The organism is Rhodococcus sp. 14-2496-1d, assembly GCF_002259365.1.
In the GTDB taxonomy this organism is placed as follows: Bacteria; Actinomycetota; Actinomycetes; order Mycobacteriales; family Mycobacteriaceae; genus Rhodococcoides.
Window position 1 is genome coordinate 246525 of record NZ_NPFV01000009.1, and the last position, 19137, is coordinate 265661.

25 protein-coding genes are annotated in these 19137 nt (G+C 62.2%); 13 read left to right on the top strand and 12 right to left on the bottom strand.

Annotation, left to right across the window (positions count from 1 at the left end):
* Window positions 1–25 precede the first annotated feature (25 nt).
* Both CH296_RS06560 and CH296_RS06565 read left to right on the top strand, forming a co-directional pair.
* Window positions 26–634 (top strand): ClpP family protease, encoded by a 609-nt coding sequence (locus tag CH296_RS06560; protein WP_094684289.1) that lies wholly within the window; start codon window positions 26–28, stop codon window positions 632–634.
* Window positions 631–1257, top strand: a complete 627-nt coding sequence (locus CH296_RS06565; RefSeq protein WP_094684290.1) for a ClpP family protease — start codon at window positions 631–633, stop codon at window positions 1255–1257. Before CH296_RS06560 ends, CH296_RS06565 begins: the two co-directional genes overlap by 4 nt.
* Here the strand turns inward: CH296_RS06565 and CH296_RS06570 are convergent.
* Genes CH296_RS06570 through CH296_RS06585 form a run of 4 tightly spaced genes read right to left on the bottom strand, consistent with a single transcriptional unit; the run spans window position 1215 to window position 3603 of the window.
* Window positions 1215–1517, bottom strand: coding sequence for a helix-turn-helix transcriptional regulator (locus tag CH296_RS06570; protein ID WP_032396143.1), 303 nt, complete (start codon window positions 1515–1517; stop codon window positions 1215–1217). The two genes, CH296_RS06565 and CH296_RS06570, sit on opposite strands and share 43 nt — an antisense overlap.
* A 45-nt stretch (window positions 1518–1562) precedes the next feature.
* Complete coding sequence (locus CH296_RS06575) at window positions 1563–2024, bottom strand: protein-tyrosine phosphatase family protein (RefSeq protein ID WP_094684342.1); 462 nt, start codon at window positions 2022–2024, stop codon at window positions 1563–1565.
* Window positions 2021–2749: a class I SAM-dependent methyltransferase gene (locus CH296_RS06580; RefSeq protein WP_306436971.1), complete on the bottom strand. Its 729-nt coding sequence runs from the start codon at window positions 2747–2749 to the stop codon at window positions 2021–2023. The genes CH296_RS06575 and CH296_RS06580 overlap by 4 nt, the downstream gene beginning before the upstream one ends.
* Before the next feature lie 5 nt (window positions 2750–2754).
* Entirely contained in the window at window positions 2755–3603 is an 849-nt protein-coding gene (locus CH296_RS06585; protein WP_094684291.1) for an alpha/beta fold hydrolase, read from the bottom strand.
* Window positions 3604–3658: 55 nt separating this feature from the next.
* Here CH296_RS06585 and CH296_RS06590 point away from each other — a divergent pair, with 55 nt between their 5' ends.
* Window positions 3659–4030, top strand: coding sequence for a MerR family transcriptional regulator (locus tag CH296_RS06590; RefSeq protein ID WP_094684292.1), 372 nt, complete (start codon window positions 3659–3661; stop codon window positions 4028–4030).
* A gap of 63 nt (window positions 4031–4093) precedes the next feature.
* Window positions 4094–5002: a phosphotransferase family protein gene (locus CH296_RS06595; RefSeq protein WP_218830242.1), complete on the top strand. Its 909-nt coding sequence runs from the start codon at window positions 4094–4096 to the stop codon at window positions 5000–5002.
* On the opposite strand, the gene CH296_RS06600 is transcribed toward CH296_RS06595, so the two are convergent.
* The gene (locus tag CH296_RS06600; RefSeq protein ID WP_306436972.1) at window positions 4996–5274 is read right to left on the bottom strand and encodes an SRPBCC family protein; all 279 of its coding nucleotides are present in this window, start codon (window positions 5272–5274) and stop codon (window positions 4996–4998) included. The two genes, CH296_RS06595 and CH296_RS06600, sit on opposite strands and share 7 nt — an antisense overlap.
* Before the next feature lie 288 nt (window positions 5275–5562).
* Between CH296_RS06600 and CH296_RS06605 the strand changes: the two genes are divergently transcribed.
* Together CH296_RS06605 and CH296_RS06610 are read left to right on the top strand one after the other, a co-directional pair.
* Window positions 5563–6234, top strand: coding sequence for a TetR/AcrR family transcriptional regulator (locus CH296_RS06605; RefSeq protein ID WP_094645921.1), 672 nt, complete (start codon window positions 5563–5565; stop codon window positions 6232–6234).
* Window positions 6231–7163: a TIGR01777 family oxidoreductase gene (locus CH296_RS06610; RefSeq protein WP_094684294.1), complete on the top strand. Its 933-nt coding sequence runs from the start codon at window positions 6231–6233 to the stop codon at window positions 7161–7163. Before CH296_RS06605 ends, CH296_RS06610 begins: the two co-directional genes overlap by 4 nt.
* A 19-nt stretch (window positions 7164–7182) precedes the next feature.
* Here the strand turns inward: CH296_RS06610 and CH296_RS06615 are convergent, their stop codons facing one another.
* Genes CH296_RS06615 through CH296_RS06625 form a run of 3 tightly spaced genes read right to left on the bottom strand, consistent with a single transcriptional unit; the run spans window position 7183 to window position 10627 of the window.
* Window positions 7183–7938 carry an SDR family NAD(P)-dependent oxidoreductase gene (locus tag CH296_RS06615; RefSeq protein ID WP_094684295.1) on the bottom strand — a complete coding sequence of 252 codons (756 nt, stop codon included), beginning with the start codon at window positions 7936–7938 and terminating at the stop codon, window positions 7183–7185.
* Window positions 7935–9491, bottom strand: a complete 1557-nt coding sequence (locus CH296_RS06620) for a long-chain fatty acid--CoA ligase (RefSeq protein ID WP_094684296.1) — start codon at window positions 9489–9491, stop codon at window positions 7935–7937. The genes CH296_RS06615 and CH296_RS06620 overlap by 4 nt, the downstream gene beginning before the upstream one ends.
* 11 nt (window positions 9492–9502) lie before the next feature.
* Entirely contained in the window at window positions 9503–10627 is a 1125-nt protein-coding gene (locus CH296_RS06625) for a DUF5938 domain-containing protein (RefSeq protein WP_032396157.1), read from the bottom strand.
* A gap of 245 nt (window positions 10628–10872) precedes the next feature.
* Between CH296_RS06625 and CH296_RS06630 the strand changes: the two genes are divergently transcribed.
* A complete protein-coding gene (locus CH296_RS06630) occupies window positions 10873–11511 on the top strand; it encodes a TetR/AcrR family transcriptional regulator (RefSeq protein WP_094684297.1) in 639 nt (212 codons plus the stop codon).
* Here the strand turns inward: CH296_RS06630 and CH296_RS06635 are convergent.
* Entirely contained in the window at window positions 11505–12713 is a 1209-nt protein-coding gene (locus CH296_RS06635; protein WP_256980355.1) for a citrate synthase, read from the bottom strand. The genes CH296_RS06630 and CH296_RS06635 overlap by 7 nt on opposite strands.
* Window positions 12714–12802: 89 nt before the next feature.
* On the opposite strand from CH296_RS06635, the gene CH296_RS06640 reads away from it, so the two are divergent.
* Window positions 12803–13948 (top strand): citrate/2-methylcitrate synthase, encoded by a 1146-nt coding sequence (locus CH296_RS06640; RefSeq protein ID WP_094684299.1) that lies wholly within the window; start codon window positions 12803–12805, stop codon window positions 13946–13948.
* A gap of 19 nt (window positions 13949–13967) precedes the next feature.
* Here the strand turns inward: CH296_RS06640 and CH296_RS06645 are convergent, their stop codons facing one another.
* From CH296_RS06645 to CH296_RS06655, 3 genes are read right to left on the bottom strand one after another with little or no spacing between them, the layout of a single operon-like run.
* Window positions 13968–14303, bottom strand: coding sequence for a hypothetical protein (locus CH296_RS06645; RefSeq protein WP_094684300.1), 336 nt, complete (start codon window positions 14301–14303; stop codon window positions 13968–13970).
* The gene (locus tag CH296_RS06650) at window positions 14300–14878 is read right to left on the bottom strand and encodes a cysteine hydrolase family protein (RefSeq protein ID WP_094684301.1); all 579 of its coding nucleotides are present in this window, start codon (window positions 14876–14878) and stop codon (window positions 14300–14302) included. Before CH296_RS06650 ends, CH296_RS06645 begins: the two co-directional genes overlap by 4 nt.
* 24 nt (window positions 14879–14902) lie before the next feature.
* On the bottom strand, window positions 14903–15403 hold the full coding sequence (locus tag CH296_RS06655) for a MarR family winged helix-turn-helix transcriptional regulator (protein ID WP_094684302.1): 501 nt from the start codon (window positions 15401–15403) through the stop codon (window positions 14903–14905).
* Between the two features lie 105 nt (window positions 15404–15508).
* On the opposite strand from CH296_RS06655, the gene CH296_RS06660 reads away from it, so the two are divergent.
* The 5 genes from CH296_RS06660 to CH296_RS06680 all read left to right on the top strand — a co-directional run bounded on the left by CH296_RS06660 (window position 15509) and on the right by CH296_RS06680 (window position 19102).
* A complete protein-coding gene (locus CH296_RS06660; RefSeq protein WP_094684303.1) occupies window positions 15509–16426 on the top strand; it encodes an EamA family transporter in 918 nt (305 codons plus the stop codon).
* A gap of 203 nt (window positions 16427–16629) precedes the next feature.
* On the top strand, window positions 16630–17088 hold the full coding sequence (locus tag CH296_RS06665) for a hypothetical protein (protein ID WP_094684304.1): 459 nt from the start codon (window positions 16630–16632) through the stop codon (window positions 17086–17088).
* 113 nt (window positions 17089–17201) lie between these two features.
* Window positions 17202–17573, top strand: coding sequence for a PLD nuclease N-terminal domain-containing protein (locus CH296_RS06670; RefSeq protein ID WP_094684345.1), 372 nt, complete (start codon window positions 17202–17204; stop codon window positions 17571–17573).
* Window positions 17574–17605: 32 nt separating this feature from the next.
* Window positions 17606–18487, top strand: coding sequence for an SMI1/KNR4 family protein (locus CH296_RS06675; protein ID WP_094684305.1), 882 nt, complete (start codon window positions 17606–17608; stop codon window positions 18485–18487).
* Between the two features lie 363 nt (window positions 18488–18850).
* Window positions 18851–19102: a hypothetical protein gene (locus CH296_RS06680; protein WP_094684306.1), complete on the top strand. Its 252-nt coding sequence runs from the start codon at window positions 18851–18853 to the stop codon at window positions 19100–19102.
* The last annotated feature ends 35 nt before the right edge of the window (window positions 19103–19137 follow it).

Consider the following 19137-nt stretch of genomic DNA (forward strand, 5'->3'; position numbering starts at 1 on the left):
CCGGATTCGGACGCAGACTCGAATCATGAGCGAATCACCTCGAATGTTCTCGCCCGAACTCCGCAATCAACTTCTCCGCCATCGGGTTCTCGTGCTCGACGGTGCCCTCGACGACGACAACGGCACCGTCCTCACCACTCACCTGCTGACGTTGGCGGCCGAGAATCCCTCCGCCGACATCGCCCTGTGGATTCACTCACCGGGAGGGTCGGTTCCCGCGATGCTCGCCATCCGCGACGTGATGCACCTCGTACCCTGCGACGTGTCGACGCTGGCACTCGGATTGGCCTGCAGCGCTGGTCAGTTCTTACTGTCGTCAGGCACGCGCGGTAAGCGGTATGCCCTGCCGCATTCTCGAATACTGATGCACCAGGGGTCCGCCGGCATCGGTGGGTCGGCCGTCGAAGTCGAGGTGCAGGCCAACGATCTACGGCATACCCGAGATACGGTTCTCGGCCTCATCGCCGACGACACCGGGCAGACACGCGAGCAGATTTTCGACGACTCTCTGCACGATCGCTGGTTCACCGCCGAGGCTGCCCGCGAGTACGGGTTCGTCGACGCAATCGTCGACTCGTTCGATCAGGTCATGCCTGCGCGACGGGTGTCGTTCGGAATGGAGTTGGCACGATGAGCACATACACGATTCCCAATGTCATCACGCGAGATTCGCGCGGCGAACGCGTCGTCGACGTCTATTCGCACCTGCTCAGTGAGCGCATCGTCTATCTCGGTACCGGAATAGACGCCGGTGTGGCGAATGCGATGATCGCACAGCTGCTCCACTTGGAGGCCGACTCCCCCGACCAGGAAATCTCGATGTACATCAACTGCGAGGGCGGTGACACTGCTGCCATGCTCGCGGTCTACGACACGATGCAATTCATCGGATCACCCGTTGCCACAACATGTGTGGGCCAAGCGGTGGCGGCAGGGGCGGTACTGCTCGCGGCGGGAGCACCGGGGCGACGCTCGGCGCTGACTCACAGCCGGGTGGTGCTGCATCAGCCTGCGGCGCAGGGCCGAGGGACCATCCCCGATCTGATTCTGGCTGCCGACGAGGTGGTTCGAGTACGGGCGGAGATGGAAGCGATTCTCGCGAAGCACACGGGACGCGACGTCGACAGGCTTCGCCACGACACCGACCGTGATCTGGTGTTGACGGCACCGGCTGCGCGTGACTACGGCGTCGTCGACCAGGTACTGGAGGGTCGTCAGGCCGCCATCAACGTCGCGTCGCCTCGGGACAGGTCGTGATGCGCCAGGCCTGAGATCTCCGCCATGGACGTGCCCAGTGCACCGACGACGGCCGCAAGAATCTCGCTCGACGGATCCTTGCGGCCGCGTTCGAGCTCCGACAAGTACTGCGGCGCAATGCCTGCCCGGGCAGCGGTATCGGCCAGAGTGTCACCGCGAGCGTGTCTGCGCTCGCGTAGCCTTCGACCGACTACTTCGCGCCACAACGGTTCCACTGCGCGTGCTGCTCGACGCTCATCGATTCGTATCACCTCGCCCATGATCGGAGCCTAGGCCTCGATTCCACGACGGGTCGGCGATTCTGCTCAGAGCAGAGAACCCGGTTTCACGAACGTCTTCGCAAAGCGCTTCTGCCAGGGCGTTTCCATGGCCCGAGGCGAGTACCGTCGCCGAACGTAGTCGATGGCCGTGTCGCCGGGCAGACCGTCGAGCGCGACGAGACACGCCAATGCAGTGCCAGTTCGTCCGACACCGCCGGTGCATGCAATCTCGACTCTCTCGGTTGCGCAGCGTCGCAGCACTTCTCGAAGCACGGCCTTGAGTTCTTTCGAGTCGGACGGGAGCCAGAAGTCGGGCCAACGAACCCAGCGACTGTCCCAGTCGAACCCGCCGGGATCCTTGCCCTGCAAGTAGACCCCGAAATCCGGTGAAGGTCCGTCAGGCATCGGGTCACGCAAGGCGCGTCCACGAACCACGCTGCCCGACGGCAACTGCAGCACGCCCGGGCTGTGTGCGTCCCACATCCGGCGCTCAGGGTCGAAAGTCATCCGCGTGAACCCGGCTTCGTCCACTCGATTGTGTGTCGAAAACCTATGCGGTGTCGCATCATCGCACCCGGTAGCCACTTGTCGACCATGTCCTCGATCTCGTCGAAACTCACCACGGGGTCCTTGACCGGGAACGGTGCCGGCGGTGCCGTAACCGGGCTGGGCCACGGGCGGTGCAGAAATCCGATGAGCGGATTGGTGACGATGGAGACCGAATCCCACAGCAGATCTCGTGCGCTTCGCGGCGGCGCAAGCCCGACGACGAGCACGCGACCGTGCGGGGCGACAATTCGCTCGACATGACGCAACGCGTCGTCCATGTCGAGGTGATGCAGGACGGCGACCATGGTCACGAGATCGATCGAATCGTCTGCCCAGGAGTCGAGTTGGCGATCAGTGATCGACACATTGTTCAGATCGGCAGAGGTGACCTCTGCGATTCGGCGCATCTCCGAATCGGAGTCCACCCCGGTGACCTGATCGAAGTGTGGGGCCAATGCACGCACGAGACCGCCTCGCCCACAGCCCATGTCGACTGCTCGGATACGCCGGTCCGGCAGATTCGCCAGAATCCAGCTGTGAAAGTAGTCGTTGTGACTCCATGGGTGTCGCTCGTTCAGCTCGCGAACCCACTGGGCCCCTCTGCCTCCGATAAGGGACGTTCCTCTTCGTCTCAGCACCACGAGTTCAGTATCCGTCAGGCGCGGCGATACGGCATCGCCCACTCAGGTCAACGCAACCACGCGTCCAGGGCCTGTTGGACGAGTGCTGGAGCTTCGAGCGGACTCAGATGCCCCACACCCGGGAGGGTGATCACAGGCGATCTACCCGGCACCAACTGTCGCAATCGATATGCCTGTTCGACGGGAATCCAGGGGTCCTGTCGGCCCCATCCGATGGAGGTGTCGCAGCGGACTCGGGGAAGCGCGTCGACGATCGGTCGCGTGTCCTCGGGCCGCAGTTCGGCGATCTGTCGGTAGAAGGCAGGCTGTCCCTTGTCGGATATCCAGGGTTCGGTCAACATCGCGACGATGTTTGGGTCCAGCCGATGATGCGCTGCTCCGGCAATGTATTCGGAGACCAACGCAGTGTGCAGGGACGCCGGCAACGCAGCGAAGACCTCACTGTTGTCCGCCACGAGCCGGAAGAATTCGGACCCCCACGGGTCCAGGGTCACCACGTCCCACAAGAACAAACTGCCGTAGTCGCATCCGTGTATCAGGTGGGCTCCCAGAGCGACAGCACCGCCGATATCGTGCGCGACGACAAAGGGCTGCTCCAACTTCCAGTGGTCGAACAACATCGCGAGCCGCGACATCTGCGTGGCCAGGTCGGTCCGCACCTGAGGTCCCTGCGCGGAGCGGCCGTATCCGGGCATGTCCCACAGGTAGACCCGATGACCGACGCCGAGGTGGCGAGCGGCCTGCGCCCAAACCTGCGCCGACCAGGGAGTTCCATGGCAGAACACGACGTCAATGGATGGTGCGTCCGACTCGGGGGTCAGCTCGTAGGTTGCGACCCGATCGCCGCCCACGGACACGAAGGTGGGCTCCGGTAGATCGTATCGTTCGGGCCTCATGGCGATGACCTTAAAACTTCAGGTCGACCTGAAGTCAACGTGAGAATATCGGCGGGTGAAGATCGGAGAGGTTGCGCGGCAGCTCGACGTTCCCACCCATGTCCTGAGACATTGGGACGACGTCGAAGTCGTTGTGCCCGAGCGCCTACCGTCGGGCCACCGCGACTACAGCGAGGAGCATGTACGACGACTGCAGGTGTTGCGAGCCTGTCAAGGCGTAGGCATCAGCTTGGCCGACATTCGCCTGATACTTCACCGAGGCGAGCCCGAACGAACGTCGGTCATCGAAGAACATCTGACGCGAATACGACGGCAACAAGCCCAACTCGATCATGCCGAGCGCTTCCTCGAGCACGTCGTCTCGTGCACACACGATCTGCTCACCCGATGCACGCAGTGCAGCGACTACTCGACCGTCTCGAAGTGAGATGGTGTCACCGTGAGCGGAACCGAATCATTATCGACTGTAGGTCCGCTCGCTCGTGCGTGGGTGAATCGAACTCTCGACGCCGGCGAACGAATCATCGATGTCGAGCCAATGTCCGGCGGTATCACCGCAGAGATGCGAAAGCTGACCATCTGGACCACCGCTGGATTCAGCCGGAACCTCGTGTTGCGCACCTATACAGAACCAGCCAGTTTGCAGCACGCACAGGACTCGTTGGAGCGAGAAAACGCGGCTCTGACAATGCTTTCGGGGTCGGTCGTGCAGGCTCCCGAACTATTGGCAGTCGATGCCACTGCTGCTCATTGTGAGTACCCGTCGCTCCTCATGACCCATCTGCCGGGATCGACGGTTCTCTCCGAGGCGGGCGTGGCCGAGCGGGTTCCGCTCCTCGCTCGGCAACTCGTCGAGATTCATGCGGTGAAGGCCGAACCCAGACCCCGCGAGTACCAGACGATGACCACTGCAGACACCGTCGTGGTGCCCGCCCGAGCCGACGCGGAAGTATGGGCCGCCGCGATCGACGTACTACGCGGGCCTGTACCGACGTACGACGGACGAGTTCTGCATCGCGACTTCCAACCCGGCAATGTTCTGTTCGACGCATCGCAGGACGCCACGCCTCGAATCACCGGGGTCGTCGACTGGGCGGGGGCATCGTGGGGGCCGACGGACCTCGACGTGGCGCACTGCTCGACCAATCTCGCTCTGCTGCACGGACCGCAGTGGGGAGCGCGGTTTGCCTCTGCCTACGAAGAGTCCGGTGGCGTACTCTCCGAAAACACACGAGCGCGCCAGTATTGGCGCGTGCGCGACGCATTGGCCTGCTCAGAAGAGGTGCAGTTGTGGTCCGCCCCGTGGCGCGAAGCGGGCCGCGTCGACTTGACGCCTCGCCTCGTGGAAGATCGATTGGACGCGTACATCTCGATGCTGATGGACGCGCGTGGTCACTGATCTTCCAACACCTGCGCGAGTCGCTTCAGGTCCTCGGCGACCGTTGCGAGATCGTGCTCGAATTCTTCGTCGCTGAGTTCGATTTGACGCACCGTGAACAATATTTCCGCGCCGTTCGGATGACTCAGTACTCGAACGGGATTGTTCACCACGGTCCCCGACGGCAACGTGACGTCATGGTCGAGGACGCCGAGGTCGTTGTGCGGCACGAAGCGTACTGTCACCTGCCCCATCGGCGATTCGGCGATCAGTCGATCGCCGTCGATGGTCACTGGAGTGTTCGCCAGTCCTGTCGCCCATGTGGGTAAATTCGCGGGATTCGCCGCGAACTCGTACACCTCGTCGCGTGTACGCCCTATCACTCGGCTCACATGCCGGCTTGCCACCACAGGTTCTCGGTTCATAGCAGCGACCCTACGACGACGGGCCGCGGCGTTTCGGCGAAAATCAGACCTGTTTCGACGTCGCGGGTGTACGAACCTGGTTACCGTGGGTCTTGAACATGTTCAAAGTTAGGACTACGGTCAAATTTTGAACACGTTCAGAAATGAGGTGAATCGATGGCTCGCACGTCCGAGACTCGCGACAAGGTGGTCGAGGTAGCACTACGTCTCTTTCGCGACGAAGGGTTTCAAGCGACCACCATGCGTCGCATCGCCGACGAAGCGGGCGTCTCTCTCGGGAATGCGTACTACTACTTCGCCGGCAAGGACGAGCTGGTCAACGAGTTGTACATCGTGATTCAGCGCGACCACCGCGAGCGCGCCCTCGACGTTCTCGTCGACGGCGGTTCGCTGTCCGAAAACCTTGCTGCCGTTCTGCATTCCGGCTTGGACGTCATGGAGCCGTATCACGCCTTCGGTGGATCCTTCCTGCAGTTGGCGTTGCCCACGCGGTCCAGTTCCAGCCCGTTCTCGGAGGAATCGTCCGACGCCAGGTCCATGGCCATCGACCTCATGCGAACCACCTTGGAAACGTCGAAGCAGAAGGTTCCGACGTCTCTGAAAGACGTGCTTCCACAGCTGCTCTGGATGATCTACATGGGTGTCACCCTTCACTGGGTCACCGATTCCTCGGACAACCAGGCACGCACCCGCACATTGGTCGACGGGCTCGTACCAGTGGTTGCCAAAGCCGTACGCCTCGCTCGACTCCCGGTGGCGCGGGGGCTGGTCACCGACGTGGCCGGGCTGTTGAAACGCATGACGTCCCCAGAAGGGCTCGAACAATGAGTGATTCACCGTCCACCGTCGTCCTGTGCGGTGCCTCCGGCTACATCGGCGGCTACTTGCGTCGATACTACGAAGATCATGGCATTCGCGTCAGGACCGTGGGCCGCGGAACATCCAGCGACGCAACGTGGTCCGACCATCGCAGCCTCGTCGATGTGCTCGACGGTTCCGATCTGGTCGTCAATCTCGCAGGCCGCTCGGTGAGCTGTCGCTACAACAAGACCAACGCGGACGCGATCATGTCCTCGCGCGTCCAGACGACGGCTCGACTCGGCCGCGCCCTGGCGGACGTGCCCAACGCACCAGATCTGTGGGTCAATGCGAGCACCGGCACCATCTATCGCGATTCGCGCGACAGGCCGATGGACGAACGATCCGGCGACATCGGGTCGGGATTCTCCGTCGAGGTCGCCCGCGCGTGGGAGCGGGAGCTGTTCGATGCCGATGTGGCCATTCGCAGAGTGGCGCTTCGGATGTCGATCGTGCTGGGTGCAGGCGGCGGAGCGATCAATCCGATCATCGACCTGGCCAGGGTGGGGCTCGGCGGCACGATGGGTGACGGCGGCCAGATGTTCAGTTGGGTGCACGTCGCCGATGTGGCGCGCGTCCTCGATCACCTCTACGACAACACTGGCATCTCCGGCCCGGTCAACGTTGCTACCCCGTTCCCGGTGACCAACGAGGAGCTGATGCGGCAGGTCCGGAATGCACTGGGCCGCAGTCACGGTCTACCGACACCGGCATGGCTGCTTCAATTCGGGGCACGAGTAATTCGCACGGAAGCCGAGTTGGTCTTGAAGAGCCGGTGGGTCGACCCCAAAGTACTGACGGACAGTGGCTTCGAATTCGAGCACGCAACACTGAACCATGCTCTCGCCGACATCGCATCCGAGACGCCTCGAGGGTTGCTCCCCGTCGCCCTGGGATGACGACGGGGAACCCTCGAATCTAGACGAGCGACGCCGACAAGCCTCCGTCCAGGATGTAGTGGCTCCCGGTGATCCACGACGCCCGGTCGGAGGCGAGGAACAGCGTCACTTCCGCGATGTCCTCGGGAGTGCCCAGTCGTCCCTGCTTGGCGGCGACGAGGTCACCGAACGGGATCTGGGTTGCGGCTTCGAAATCCGGGACCAATCGATCGACCATTGCAGTATCGGCGAATCCCGGGCACACGGCGTTCACCCGCACTCCCGATGCGCGCATCTCGATGGCGGCGACGCGGGTGAGCTGAATGACCGCAGCCTTTGTGGCGCAATAGGACCCGAGCAACGCGGTTCCGCCCACTCCGGCGAGCGAAGCGATGTTGACGATATTGCCCTTCGACTCGACCAGTGCACCGATCGCGGCCTTCATCGCCAGGAAGGTGCCCCTGACGTTGACGGAGTAGATCTTGTCGAAGCTCTCCGTCGACTGCTGGAGCAGCGGCGACGACACTTCGATTCCCGCATTGTTGACGACTATGTCGAGTCCACCGAGAATCTCCACGGCCTGTGCCACCGCACTCTGCACCTGGCTCTCGTCGGATACATCGCAGTTCGCGATTCCGGCGGCCCCGATCTCCTCGGCCGTCTTCGCTGCTGCGCCTTCGTCGATGTCGCTGACGACGACGCGTGCACCGCGCTCGATGAACATCTGGGAGATGGCTTTTCCGATGCCGGCTCCGGATCCGGTCACGAATACTCGCTTGCCCTCGAACTCGGTCATGGTGTGTTTCCCTTCGATGATGAATGAGACATGGTGCTGCGTACTTCGGTCTTGAGGATCTTCCCCACCTTCGAGCGGGGAAGGTCGGTCCAGATCTGAATCTGTTTGGGTGCCTTGATGCTTCCGATTCGTGCCTTCACGTGGGTGATCAGATCCTCGTCGGATGCGTCACGGCCGGGTCGCAACAGGACTGCCGCGGTGATGCGTTCGCCCCACTTGTCGTCGGGCAGTCCGACGACGGCACATTCCTTCACCGACGGATGCGACAGCAGGGCCTGTTCCACCTCGGCCGAGTAGACGTTGAACCCGCCGGTGATGATCATGTCCTTCGCGCGGTCGACGACGTACAGGTAGCCGTCGTCGTCGAGGTACCCGATGTCACCGGTGTGGTGCCACCCGTGGGCACCGACTTCGGCTGTGGCGTCGGGATTCTCGTGGTACCCCTGCATCACGAGCGGACCGCGGACGACGATCTCACCACGCTCGCCGCGTTCGACCAGTCCACCGTCGTCGTTCATGATCGCCACCGTCGTCAGGGGCGTCGGCTTGCCTGCAGAACTCAGTCGTTCGGTGGCGATCGATCCGTCGCTGCGGAAGTGATCGGCCGGAGCGAGTGTTGCGATCATGTTCGGTGCCTCGGTCTGACCGAAGAGCTGTCCGAGAACCGGCCCGATGCGGGTGAGGGCCTCTTCCAGTCGAGTCGGTGACATCGGCGCGGCCCCGTACCAGAGGCAGCGCAGCGAGGACAGATCCGTGATGTCGAGATCCGGATGATCGAGAACACCGTAGATCACTGTCGGCGGCAGAAACGCGTGAGTGATCCCGTGTTTCTCTATGAGGGACAGAAACTTTCCGACGTCGGGGGCACCCATCACAACGACGTGTCCACCGAGACTGAGGATGGGAAACGTCAGTACACCCGCCGAGTGGGTCAGCGGCGCGAGAGCCAGGTACCGAGGCCGGTCCCCGAAGGGATAGCTCATGAGTGCGGTGGCCGTGGAGGTCATCATGTTCTCCTCGGTCAGCCTCACCCCCTTGGGCTTTCCCGTCGTCCCGCCGGTGCCGGCGATCATGCACAACCCGTCTGCCGGTCGTCTGTCGGCAACCGCATCGGAGCCGTGTTCGGCGAGCCAACGTTCGTACGACACTGCTCCCGGTACGTCGCCGTCCAGACAGACGAGCCATTCCAGCCGAGGTAGCTGATCACGAATGCGTCCGACGAGCTCCGCGAAGGCTTTCTGGAAGAACAGGAATCGGCAACCGAACAGGTCGAACAGTTGCCGGTTCTCGTCGGCTTCGTTACGTGGATTGATCGGGCACCACACTGCCCCCGCTCGCGAGATGGCGAAGACGCAGGTCAGCGCAAGTGGGTCGTTGACGGAGAGCACCGCGACCCGGTCACCTGCCTCGATCCCGTTGTGCTGCAGAGCCGCGGCGATCGTCACCGTGTCGTCGTACACCTGGCCGTAGGTTCGGGTGGTGTCTCCGATGGTGAGACACGGCGCGTCTCGGCCCAGTGACACACCCTTGTCGAGATAGTCGGACAGCCGCATCGGCCCTGTCCTCAGCTGTGTGCGGTGACGATGGGTTCGAGCACCAGCCCGAACGCGCGAAGCACGCCGAGCAGTTCCCGATGTCCGAATGCCTGGCAGCTGGAGGCGAATCCGACCTTCTTCGGCGGTCCCTGCAGCAGATGCGCCGCTGCGTATGCGTTGAGCAGAGCTGTCTGCTTGTAGTTGCAGTTGCCGTGGATCACGGTATGCACGCGACCGAGTGGTCCCGACGCGTAGACCGAGTCGAGTGAGGTGTTGATGCGCGGGTTCTCCCGTGGGGGCGTCTCGCTGCGCACCGACGACGACACCGTGTCGATGATCTGGTACTTCTCTGCGTCGGATTTGCCTTCCATCTGAGCCAGTGCGGCAGAGATGATCTGGGGCACTGCCAGCATCAGCGGCTTGTTGATCACGCCGCCCAGGGCCCGGGCGTTCGCTACGCGCGGATCGTTCTTGAACCACACCGGATGGGATGTCCCACCCCAGGGAAGAGCCAGGCCCAGGTCGTGTTGACCGGGCACAACGACCTGCATGACGCCGTCGTCCGGCCATTCGACGTACTCGTTCTGCTCCAGGTAGTAAGCCTTGGAGAACGCGGCGTTGGTGAGGATCGTGTTCGTCGACGCGACCGTCGGGTGTCCCTTCCAGAAGACCTCGATGTCGAGTGTGTCCAACCCCGGCGTCTCGAGGCAGATGTTCGCTGCGATCTCACCGATGCTGTACATCTGCGCCAAACCCGGTGTGAGTACCAGGTTTCGGGATGCGAACTCGGTGCCGTACTTGGCCTCGGCGTCGATCATCCAGTCCTGCTCACCGGTGGTGTCGGTGTAGTGCGCACCGATCTCGATGCAGGCCTGGGCAACTTCGTGCCCGTATCGCGAGAACGGTCCGACCGTGTTGAGGACGATCTCGGCACCCCGGAATGCTTCGGCGAGAGCCGCTGCGGTGTGCTCGACCTCCACGACGTCGTGTTCGACGGTCTCGATTCCGGGAACCACGTCGATGATGCCCTTGACTCGGCCTTCGTCGCGTCCGGCGGCCAGGAACGGGATGTTGTACTCGCGCAGGTATTCACAGATCAGTCGGCCGGTGTATCCGGACGCTCCGTAGACGACGACGCGCTTGTCGGTTGGCATGAAAAGTCCTCTCGTGGTCGGCCCGTCCGCACGGCGGACCGAGATGGTTGAGACTTCGGGCACCGGAGGGGACGTGGGGAACATCCGCCCTTCTGACGTGTGCCGTGGATCACATTAGGATAGAATTTGTACAGACGTCAAGCTTTTTCTTGACACCTGCCCAGGAATTGCTCGACGCCGAAGTTTCTCCATCGGCCGTCGGGCATACACTGAGGTGACGACCTCGCGCGGAAAGGACACGGACCATGACCCAGACCGCTGATCCGCGCGCGCGAATCGAGGAGCGCGCCCGCAACAAGTTCGAGTCCAAGCGGACCGAGCTGGCCGAAGCGACGCTGCACACACTGGCCGAATTGGGTTATGCGCGCACGTCACTGCGGGAGATCGCGCAGAATTCCGAGTACTCACACGGCGTGCTGCACTACTACTTCACCGACAAACTCGACTTGATCACGCACGCCGTTCGCCAGTACGAGGCCATTTGTGTCACTCGTTACGACGAGGTGGTTGCCAACGCGGTCGACGCCACCGGCCTGTACGCGGACTTCGAAGCGAAGTACTTCGCCACTCTGGCTGCGGACGCCGGCATTCACCGGCTCTGGTACGACCTTCGCAATCAGGCCCTGTTCGACGGTTCGTTCCGCAACGACGTACTCGAGATCGAGGAGCGTCGCGAGGACATGATCTGGCGGGTGGTGGCTCGCTATTGCGAACTTCGGGGCACTTCGCCCTCTCTCGACAAGGCGTCGGCCTACATCCTTCTCGACGGAATCTTTCAACGCGCTCTACTGCACCACCTGGCCGGCAACACAGCCGAGATCACCGCCGCCCACAGACAGCTCCGTGCTGCGTTCGCGTTACTGGACTGCCCGACGCCTCAGTAGGTTCCCGGCCGTGTTCCTGTGTAGATGCCGGGAACCCGAAAGCGCAGGGGCGCTTCGTCGTATTCCTCGAGGGCGTGTGCCGTCCACCCGACGATTCGCGCGAATGCGAACAGCATCTCCGGCGTGTCCATGCTGAGCCCGTAGGCGAGGGTGAATGTGGCCAGAGCGAAGTCCGAGTTCGGAAAGGTATCGAACCTGTTGCTCACCTCCTCGATGATGATGTCCGCAGCACCGACCACCACCGGGTCTGCACCGTGAGTGGTGTCCCTGAGCAGTCGCAGTAGTTCCTCGGCGCGCGGGTCTCGGTCGCTGTAGATGACGTGCCCGAAGCCGGGCACCCGTTGCCCCGATCTCAGTTGCGTTGCGAGAGCTCCTATCGGATCGTCGATCGCCGTCGTCAGGAACCGATACACGGGGTCGGCGGCCGACCCGTGCAGTGGGCCGTCGATGCAACCGAGTCCCGCCGATACTGTCGAGTACAGATTGGCTCGGGTGCTCGCAGCAACCCGAACTCCGAGCGTCGACGCAGCCAGACCGTGATCGGCCATCAGGACCAGCGCAGCCTGCAGCACCACCAGACCGTTCGGATCGGAGACGTCGGACTTGGTTGCCTCCCATACCGATTCGGCAACCGAGTTCTCCGAGGAACCACGACCGAGGGCCGCTGCCACCGTCCCCAGCAGCTGCCCTGCCTCGCGGACAACGGATGCGGCACCGGTGTCGAATCGCATCGGTCGATAGGTGGAGGCGATGTCGACGGCGATGCGGATCCGATCGATGGACCGGCAGTTCGGTGCCATCAGCTCGATCGCATCTCGGCATCGTTGCACCACAACGGGATCGGCACCGAAATGCGTCCCGTCGACCAGCTCGCCCGTCCATACGAAATGTGCGACCGATTCGAAACTGCGTGAGCTGAGCTCGACCGCGTCACGACCCCGGTAGTAGAGATGGCCGTCGTCGATCAGGGTGATCCGAGTCCGAATTCGTTCCACGGCACCGATGTCGGTGCGCCGAGCCGTGTCACGTCCTGCGAGGGCTTCGACCTCGTCTACGTCGAACACGCTCCCCCGCACTCCGGGAAGCCGAGTGCTGGTCAACAGACCTCGGCTGACGTAGGCGTACACCGTTTCCGGCTTGACGCCCAACCGTGCGGCGGCCTGCGCGGTGGTGAGCATGTTCCGACCGTCGGCGTGCGTCATGGCCGCCTTCCGTATTGACTCGATCAACATTGACAAGAATCAACATTAGCGCGGATCGTAGGGGTTGACCAGCGCAAAGGAGTGCAGCCATGACCGTTCTCGACGCCCCACGGGGGCTCCACAACGTCGTCGTCACCACCACATCGATCGGAGATGTACGAGGCGACGAGGGTTTCTATCATTACCGCCAGTACTCGGCGATCGACATCGCGCTACACCTGACGTTCGAGGATGCATGGTTCCTCATGGTCGAGGGCCGGTTGCCGAGCGACTCCGAACGCGCCGAGTTCCTGCGTACGGTGGCACCACTGCGCGTGCTGCCGACGGACGTCGCCGCAGCCGTGAAGACGGTGGCATTGTCGGGTCCCGAGCAACCACTCTTCGCGTTGCGGACGGTGTTGTCGGGAATGGCCGGTGCTGTGCCGCTGTACGAGTCGTCGGAATCGGACAAGCGAACGACATCACTGCGGCTGTGCGCGATGACGCCGACCATTCTGGCTGCGGTACACAGGATTCGGACCGGCCAGAATCCCATCGAGCCACGCGATGATCTGACGACGGCGCAGAACTGGTTGTTCATGATCACCGGGCAGGTGCCCGAGAACGACCACGCCCGAGCGATCGACCGATACCTCACCGCCACGATCGATCACGGATTCAACGCGTCGACCTTCACTGCGCGAGTCGTGGCGTCGACGGGGTCGGACATCGCGTCCGCAGTGTGCGCCGCGATCGGTGCATTCGCTGGCCCATTGCATGGAGGTGCCCCGGATCGCGCCCTCGACGGGCTGGACGAGATTGCCGACATCGATTCAGCGGATGCCTGGGCGCGAGCGAAAATTACTGCAGGCGAGCGCATCATGGGCTTCGGTCATCCGGTGTATCGAACCGACGATCCCCGATCGGTGATGCTTCGCGATACGGCTCAGGAGTTGGGCGGCGACCTGATCGACAAGGCCGTGCAGGTCGAGAAGGTCATCGCGGCTGCGCTGGCCGATCTGAAGCCGGATCGCAAGCTGTACGCGAACGTGGAGTACTACGCCGGCGTCGTCATGGAGCTGTGCGGAATTCCGCGTTCCATGTTCACTCCGACCTTCGCGTGCAGCCGGATGGTGGGGTGGTGCGCCAATATCGTCGAACAGTCTCACGACAGCAAGATCATCCGGCCGATCGCCCGCTACGACGGCCCAGCGCCTTCGGCAGTGGTGCGGACAAGTGCCACCCAGGGCACATAATCACACCACTGCGAAGCAGTTACAGGCTCTTGATTTTCGCGAACGGGTAACTGCCGACGATCACTACGACGAAAGCATAGGCGGCCAAACCGAGTAACTCCCACGTTGTTCGTTCGCGCTGAAAATCTGCGAAGAGCCACATCAACGGACCCAGCATCGAAGTGGCGGCAGCGACGCCGCAGACCACGAACAGCCTGTTCGCTCGGGCACGCAGGTGCGGCGTCGTCTTCACCCGGTCCGGTACGCCGCGTCCGTAGTAGTCGACGTTCAGCGCCTTTCCTCGAAAGCCAATTGCAGCGCTGTAGGCGAACGCGCACAGTCCGATGATCAGTACGAGCGCAAGTGCGATGTTCACGAATCGATGTGCCGTTGCAGCTCGTCTGTTGTGACGACAGTCGCGAATTCGTCGTGCAGGTTTGTCGCGGTGATCGCAGACAAGGTCGCGGCAGGCACAGTGGTTCCATCGAGCGCGACTCGATCGAAAGTATGCGTGGCGTCGATGACGAAATATGTGTCGTATCCGAGGTTTCCGGCCATGCGAGCCGTCGTCTCGCAGCAGTGATTTGTCGTGATCCCGCAAATGACGACCTGATCGATGCCCTCGGCCCGTAGCCAGGCATCGAGATCCGGGGTGCCGTAGAAGCTCGAATTGACCCGCTTGCTGATCAGCAGATCTGGACTTCCTTCGATGACGTCTTTGAACGTGTGCCCGGAACTACTCGGCGACAACGGAGACAGAGGGTTGTCGGAGTCGTGTCGGACGAACACCACCGGCCATGACCTCGACCGCCACAAGCGAAGTAGGGCAGCGATGTTGCTTTCGCACGACGGGTTATCTCGCGGACCCCAGAACTCGGCATCGTCGAATCCCGCCTGTACATCGATGGCGATCAGAGCGGGCCTTCGGAAGTCGATCTGTGATTCGCCCATGCGGCCAAGGATACGACGGGGTTGCTACTGCTGAATGTCGAGCAGCATTCGCTTCAGCAAGGTAGCGAGTTGGCTTCGTTCGTCAGGAGTCAGTGATGCCAGCAGCACTTCCTCATTCGCCACGTGTGCCGGTAGCGCGGCGTCCACTGCCGAAATTCCAGCAGGCGTCAATTGCACGATGACCACTCGACGGTTGGTCGGGTCGATTTCGCGTTCGATCAACCCTTTGTCGGTGAGCCGATTCAAGCGGTTCGTGATGGCTCCGGACGTAACCATGGCACTGTCGAGCAACTGCCCGACGGTGAGGCGATGCGGGGCCCCGGCGCGTCGAAGCGTAGCGACCAGATCGAATTCTCCCGGCTGCAAACCATGCTCGGCCAAAGTCGCCTGAATACGCTTGTCCAGAATGGATGCAGCTCGGCCGATGCGCCCGATGACTGCCATGGGGCTGACGTCGACGTCGGGCCGCTCGACCTTCCACTGTTGCAGAATCCGATCCACTGCATCCTGTGCCTCGTTCGACACCTACAGACCCCTCACCGCTGAACAGTTGACGTCCGGCAAGCATACGCATACCGTTCAACGCAGTGATAGTTCAACGTTAACATGTTTCCTGAGCCAGGAGATGCGATGCGGGCATTACATGCCGGTGCTGATTCGACCCACACTCGGGGACCGCGCGGCGCATCCTCGACCCTGGGGATCACTGCCGCAGCCGCACTGGCCCCTATTGTCTGGGGGACAACATATTTGGTGACGTCCGAACTTCTTCCTCCGGATCGGCCCATGACCGCCAGCGTCCTTCGTGCGGTTCCGGCAGGGCTGCTGCTCCTGCTCATCTCACCGGGCATTCCCGGACACGGTTGGCGACTGAAAACTGCTGTCCTCGGGGTGCTGAACATCGGATTGTTCTTTCCTATGCTGTTCGTGGCGGCCTATCGACTTCCGGGAGGCGCTGCAGCCGTCGTCGGTTCTGCGCAACCTCTGATCATCATCGCGATGTCCACGGCGTTCGGGTGGGGGCGCACCCGTCCTGTTCAGGTCGGATGGGCGCTCGTCGCCGTAGTCGGGGTAGCGCTGACAACCATGTCCAGCACTGTTCGGCTCGACGCGATAGGCCTCGCCGCCGCAGCGATCGGCACCGCCAGCATGGCAACCGGCGTCGTCCTCACCAAACGCTGGGGAGTACCGCCGAACAGCAATCCACTCAATTCCACTGCGTGGCAACTACTTGTCGGCGGCATGGTGATCCTTCCGCTGATTCCGATCGTCGACGACGGACCATGGGCCATCGATGCCGAGGCTGTACTCGGCTACGCGTGGCTCGCGGTCATCGGCGGTGCGATGGCGTACGCGCTCTGGTTCCGCGGTGCCCGCACTCTGCCCTCCGCAAACGTCTCTCTGCTCGGCATCCTCAGTCCGCTCACCGCTGCCGTACTCGGATGGATCGTGTTGGGGCAGAACATGACAGGATTACAATGCGCGGGTTTCGGAATCGCACTCTTCGCTTCCACCGCCGGCCAGTTCGTGCCCAGAAATTCGCGGTGACCGTTGACAGCATGCATTCCGGGTCGAATCGGGTGCAGGCGACCGCGCCGAGCGCGGCTGGCTGCACCCTTTTCATGCAGCGATCGTGCACGATGGTGTCGTGACTCCTGCTGTGTCGGTTCCGACCGATCGCCCCGATCTCGCGGGCAGAACCTGGAACATGGCTTCGTCGTGGCCTATGTCTCTCACACGGGTTCGGTGACATGAAGAATTCGTGGACAACACTTCCCACGCTGGTGGTCCTCGCCGTTCTCACCGCGTCGTGCACGTCGTTCGAGCCAGGCGAACGCAAATCCATGGACCAGGAAGCAGTGTCGAAGGGATTGCGAGACATAGCTTTCGACGTTCCTAGTGACTTCGAGTTCGTTCAGGCCTTCACCCACGCGGAGTTCGTCGGCCAACCCGCGTGGTGGGCGCGATTCGACGCGTCGGGCAAACAGGACGACGTTGCACTATCGGCAGCTAACCCTTCCTATCCGCCACTGCAACCGGTCACGTGCTCTGCTGCATCCACCAGCACCTGGACTGCCCTGGGCGTGACCTGTGAGGCCGAGATGCTGTCCACCTCGCGTTCTCCTCAGGGGACGTCCGACCCCGTGACCGTCCTGCTCACCAGGAACTCGCGGCAGTCGTCACTGTTCATCTACTCCCAAGGTCACTGACTGTTCCTACCTTGGAATCGCCCGGTCCATTCTGTGCCATCTGTTGATTTCACAGCAATCCCGCTACGATCCTCGATACAACAGACCGAACGGTCTTGAACATGGAGGATCACATGCCGTATCTCGGTCTGCTGGTGATGTTGCTGTGGGTGTTCTGCTTGATCGACGTGATCACGGCCGACGACGGCGGAGTGCGATTCCTCCCGAAGATCGTGTGGCTGCTGTTGGTTGTGTTTCTCCCGTTGGCCGGCTCGTTGGCATGGTTGTTCGCGGGACGCCCGATCGGTGGCGGAGTTTGGGGAGGTTCCGGCGGCGGTTACCGTCGCGTCAGCAATTCTGCGTTTCCGGAGTACGAGACGCGCCCCGGTCGTCAGGCCGCGCAGAATCCCGATGCCGATGCGGAATTTCTTCGGCAGTGCCGAGCCCGCGCGGAGGAGCAACGTCGACTCGAGCGCGAGCGCCGCAAGCGAGATCTCGGATTCTGATCAGTGTTGCCGAATCGAAGGTGGAAGCTCAGATGAAGTGGTTCGTGTCGGCCCGCAGTGCAGAGACCATCAGCAGCACCATACGAACGGGCGACGCACCGGATTGGGATGCGGCCGTCACACTGGCGATCCAGACCGGGCGCAAATTGACCCACGCGGACGACGGCACTCCGCTCGGCCCGGCACGGATCTACCGAATCGGTGACGGTGACGGGGTATCGACGGACGACGGCAGCGACACCGCGCGCGAAGACGACCTTCGGCGTCGGATAAAACAACAGACCGAATACGACGCTGGAGTCGCGAATCCCGCTCCACCGCAGACCACATTTCTCACTCCGTCGACATCGGTTGCCGAACAATGGGCTCGAATTACCCGGTGGCTCGGAGACAATCTCCCGTCGGTGTCGATCACCGGTGCCACAGAGGAACAGATCAATGAAGCGATGCGCGCAACCGGCGGCATCTGGCCGGAGGAGTTGACGTCGTTCTTCGGCCTGGTCAACGGATTCCCTCGCGACAACTGGGTGTCGATCTTTCCCGCCCATGAACTGTTCGACCTCGCCCGTACCGTCAGCGAGCGTCAACTCGAACTCGATATCTGGAGCGAGATCGACGCCGAAATGGGTGCCGAACCTCGAACCGATTCACCCGCCGGAGAATACGTCGGAACCTACTTACCTCACTTCATTCCGTTCGCGGGAGCAGACGGGTATCTGCTGTTTGTCGACGCTCGATGGGGCCCTCGCAATGGGTGCGTCACCGAGTTCGAGAAGGTCGACGCTGACAGCGCAGGCCCCAAGTGGCCATCACTGACCGCGATGTTGACCGAGTTGGCCGACAGTCTCGAGACCGGCACAGCTTTCGACGGTCGGACACCCACCGTCGTCGACGATCAATTGCATTGGCAGTAAATCGGTTTCGGTTCAACACAGTCATCGACGCTATCGGCCCGTCTAACGGTCCCTGCGTTGAGCCGAGCGCTCGTTGCCGGCAAACGCGCGCGCGTTTGCAGGAATTTCTCGAAATTCCCCCGATTCGCTCACTATTCCCCGCGCCGCTGGCAAACGCGCGCGCGTTTGCGGAGGAGCCGTCGTCGAATGGACAACGCCGACCCTGGATCGGCATCGTGTCCGAACGGCGCCATGTGTACGCAATGCCCAGAACCACGAAGACGACGGCCGCACGCACTGCGACACCTCATGAGCACTCGAATCGGGCAAATTCGACCGATCGGTATAATGTTTGGGTAACTACTGCACCACAGAAGGACCGACGTGTCGAAGCAGCGAACGTTTCGCGAGTACGTGATGACTGGCCCGCTGAGCAAGAAGAACGGCGCAACCCGTGGTGACTACATCAACGCGCTTGCGCTGGTTCCTGCGGTGGTGATCGGCTTTCTCCTCGCGCAACTGGTGGTGAGCCTCGGCTCGATTGCACTCGACATCGCCGTCGGATGCTTTGCCGGTGGCGTAACTGGGTTGCTGTACCTCTACGTCGCGTATCGAGTCGACTGTCAGCGGACCTAGCGTCCAGCACGATTCGGATGGTCTCACGAGATCGA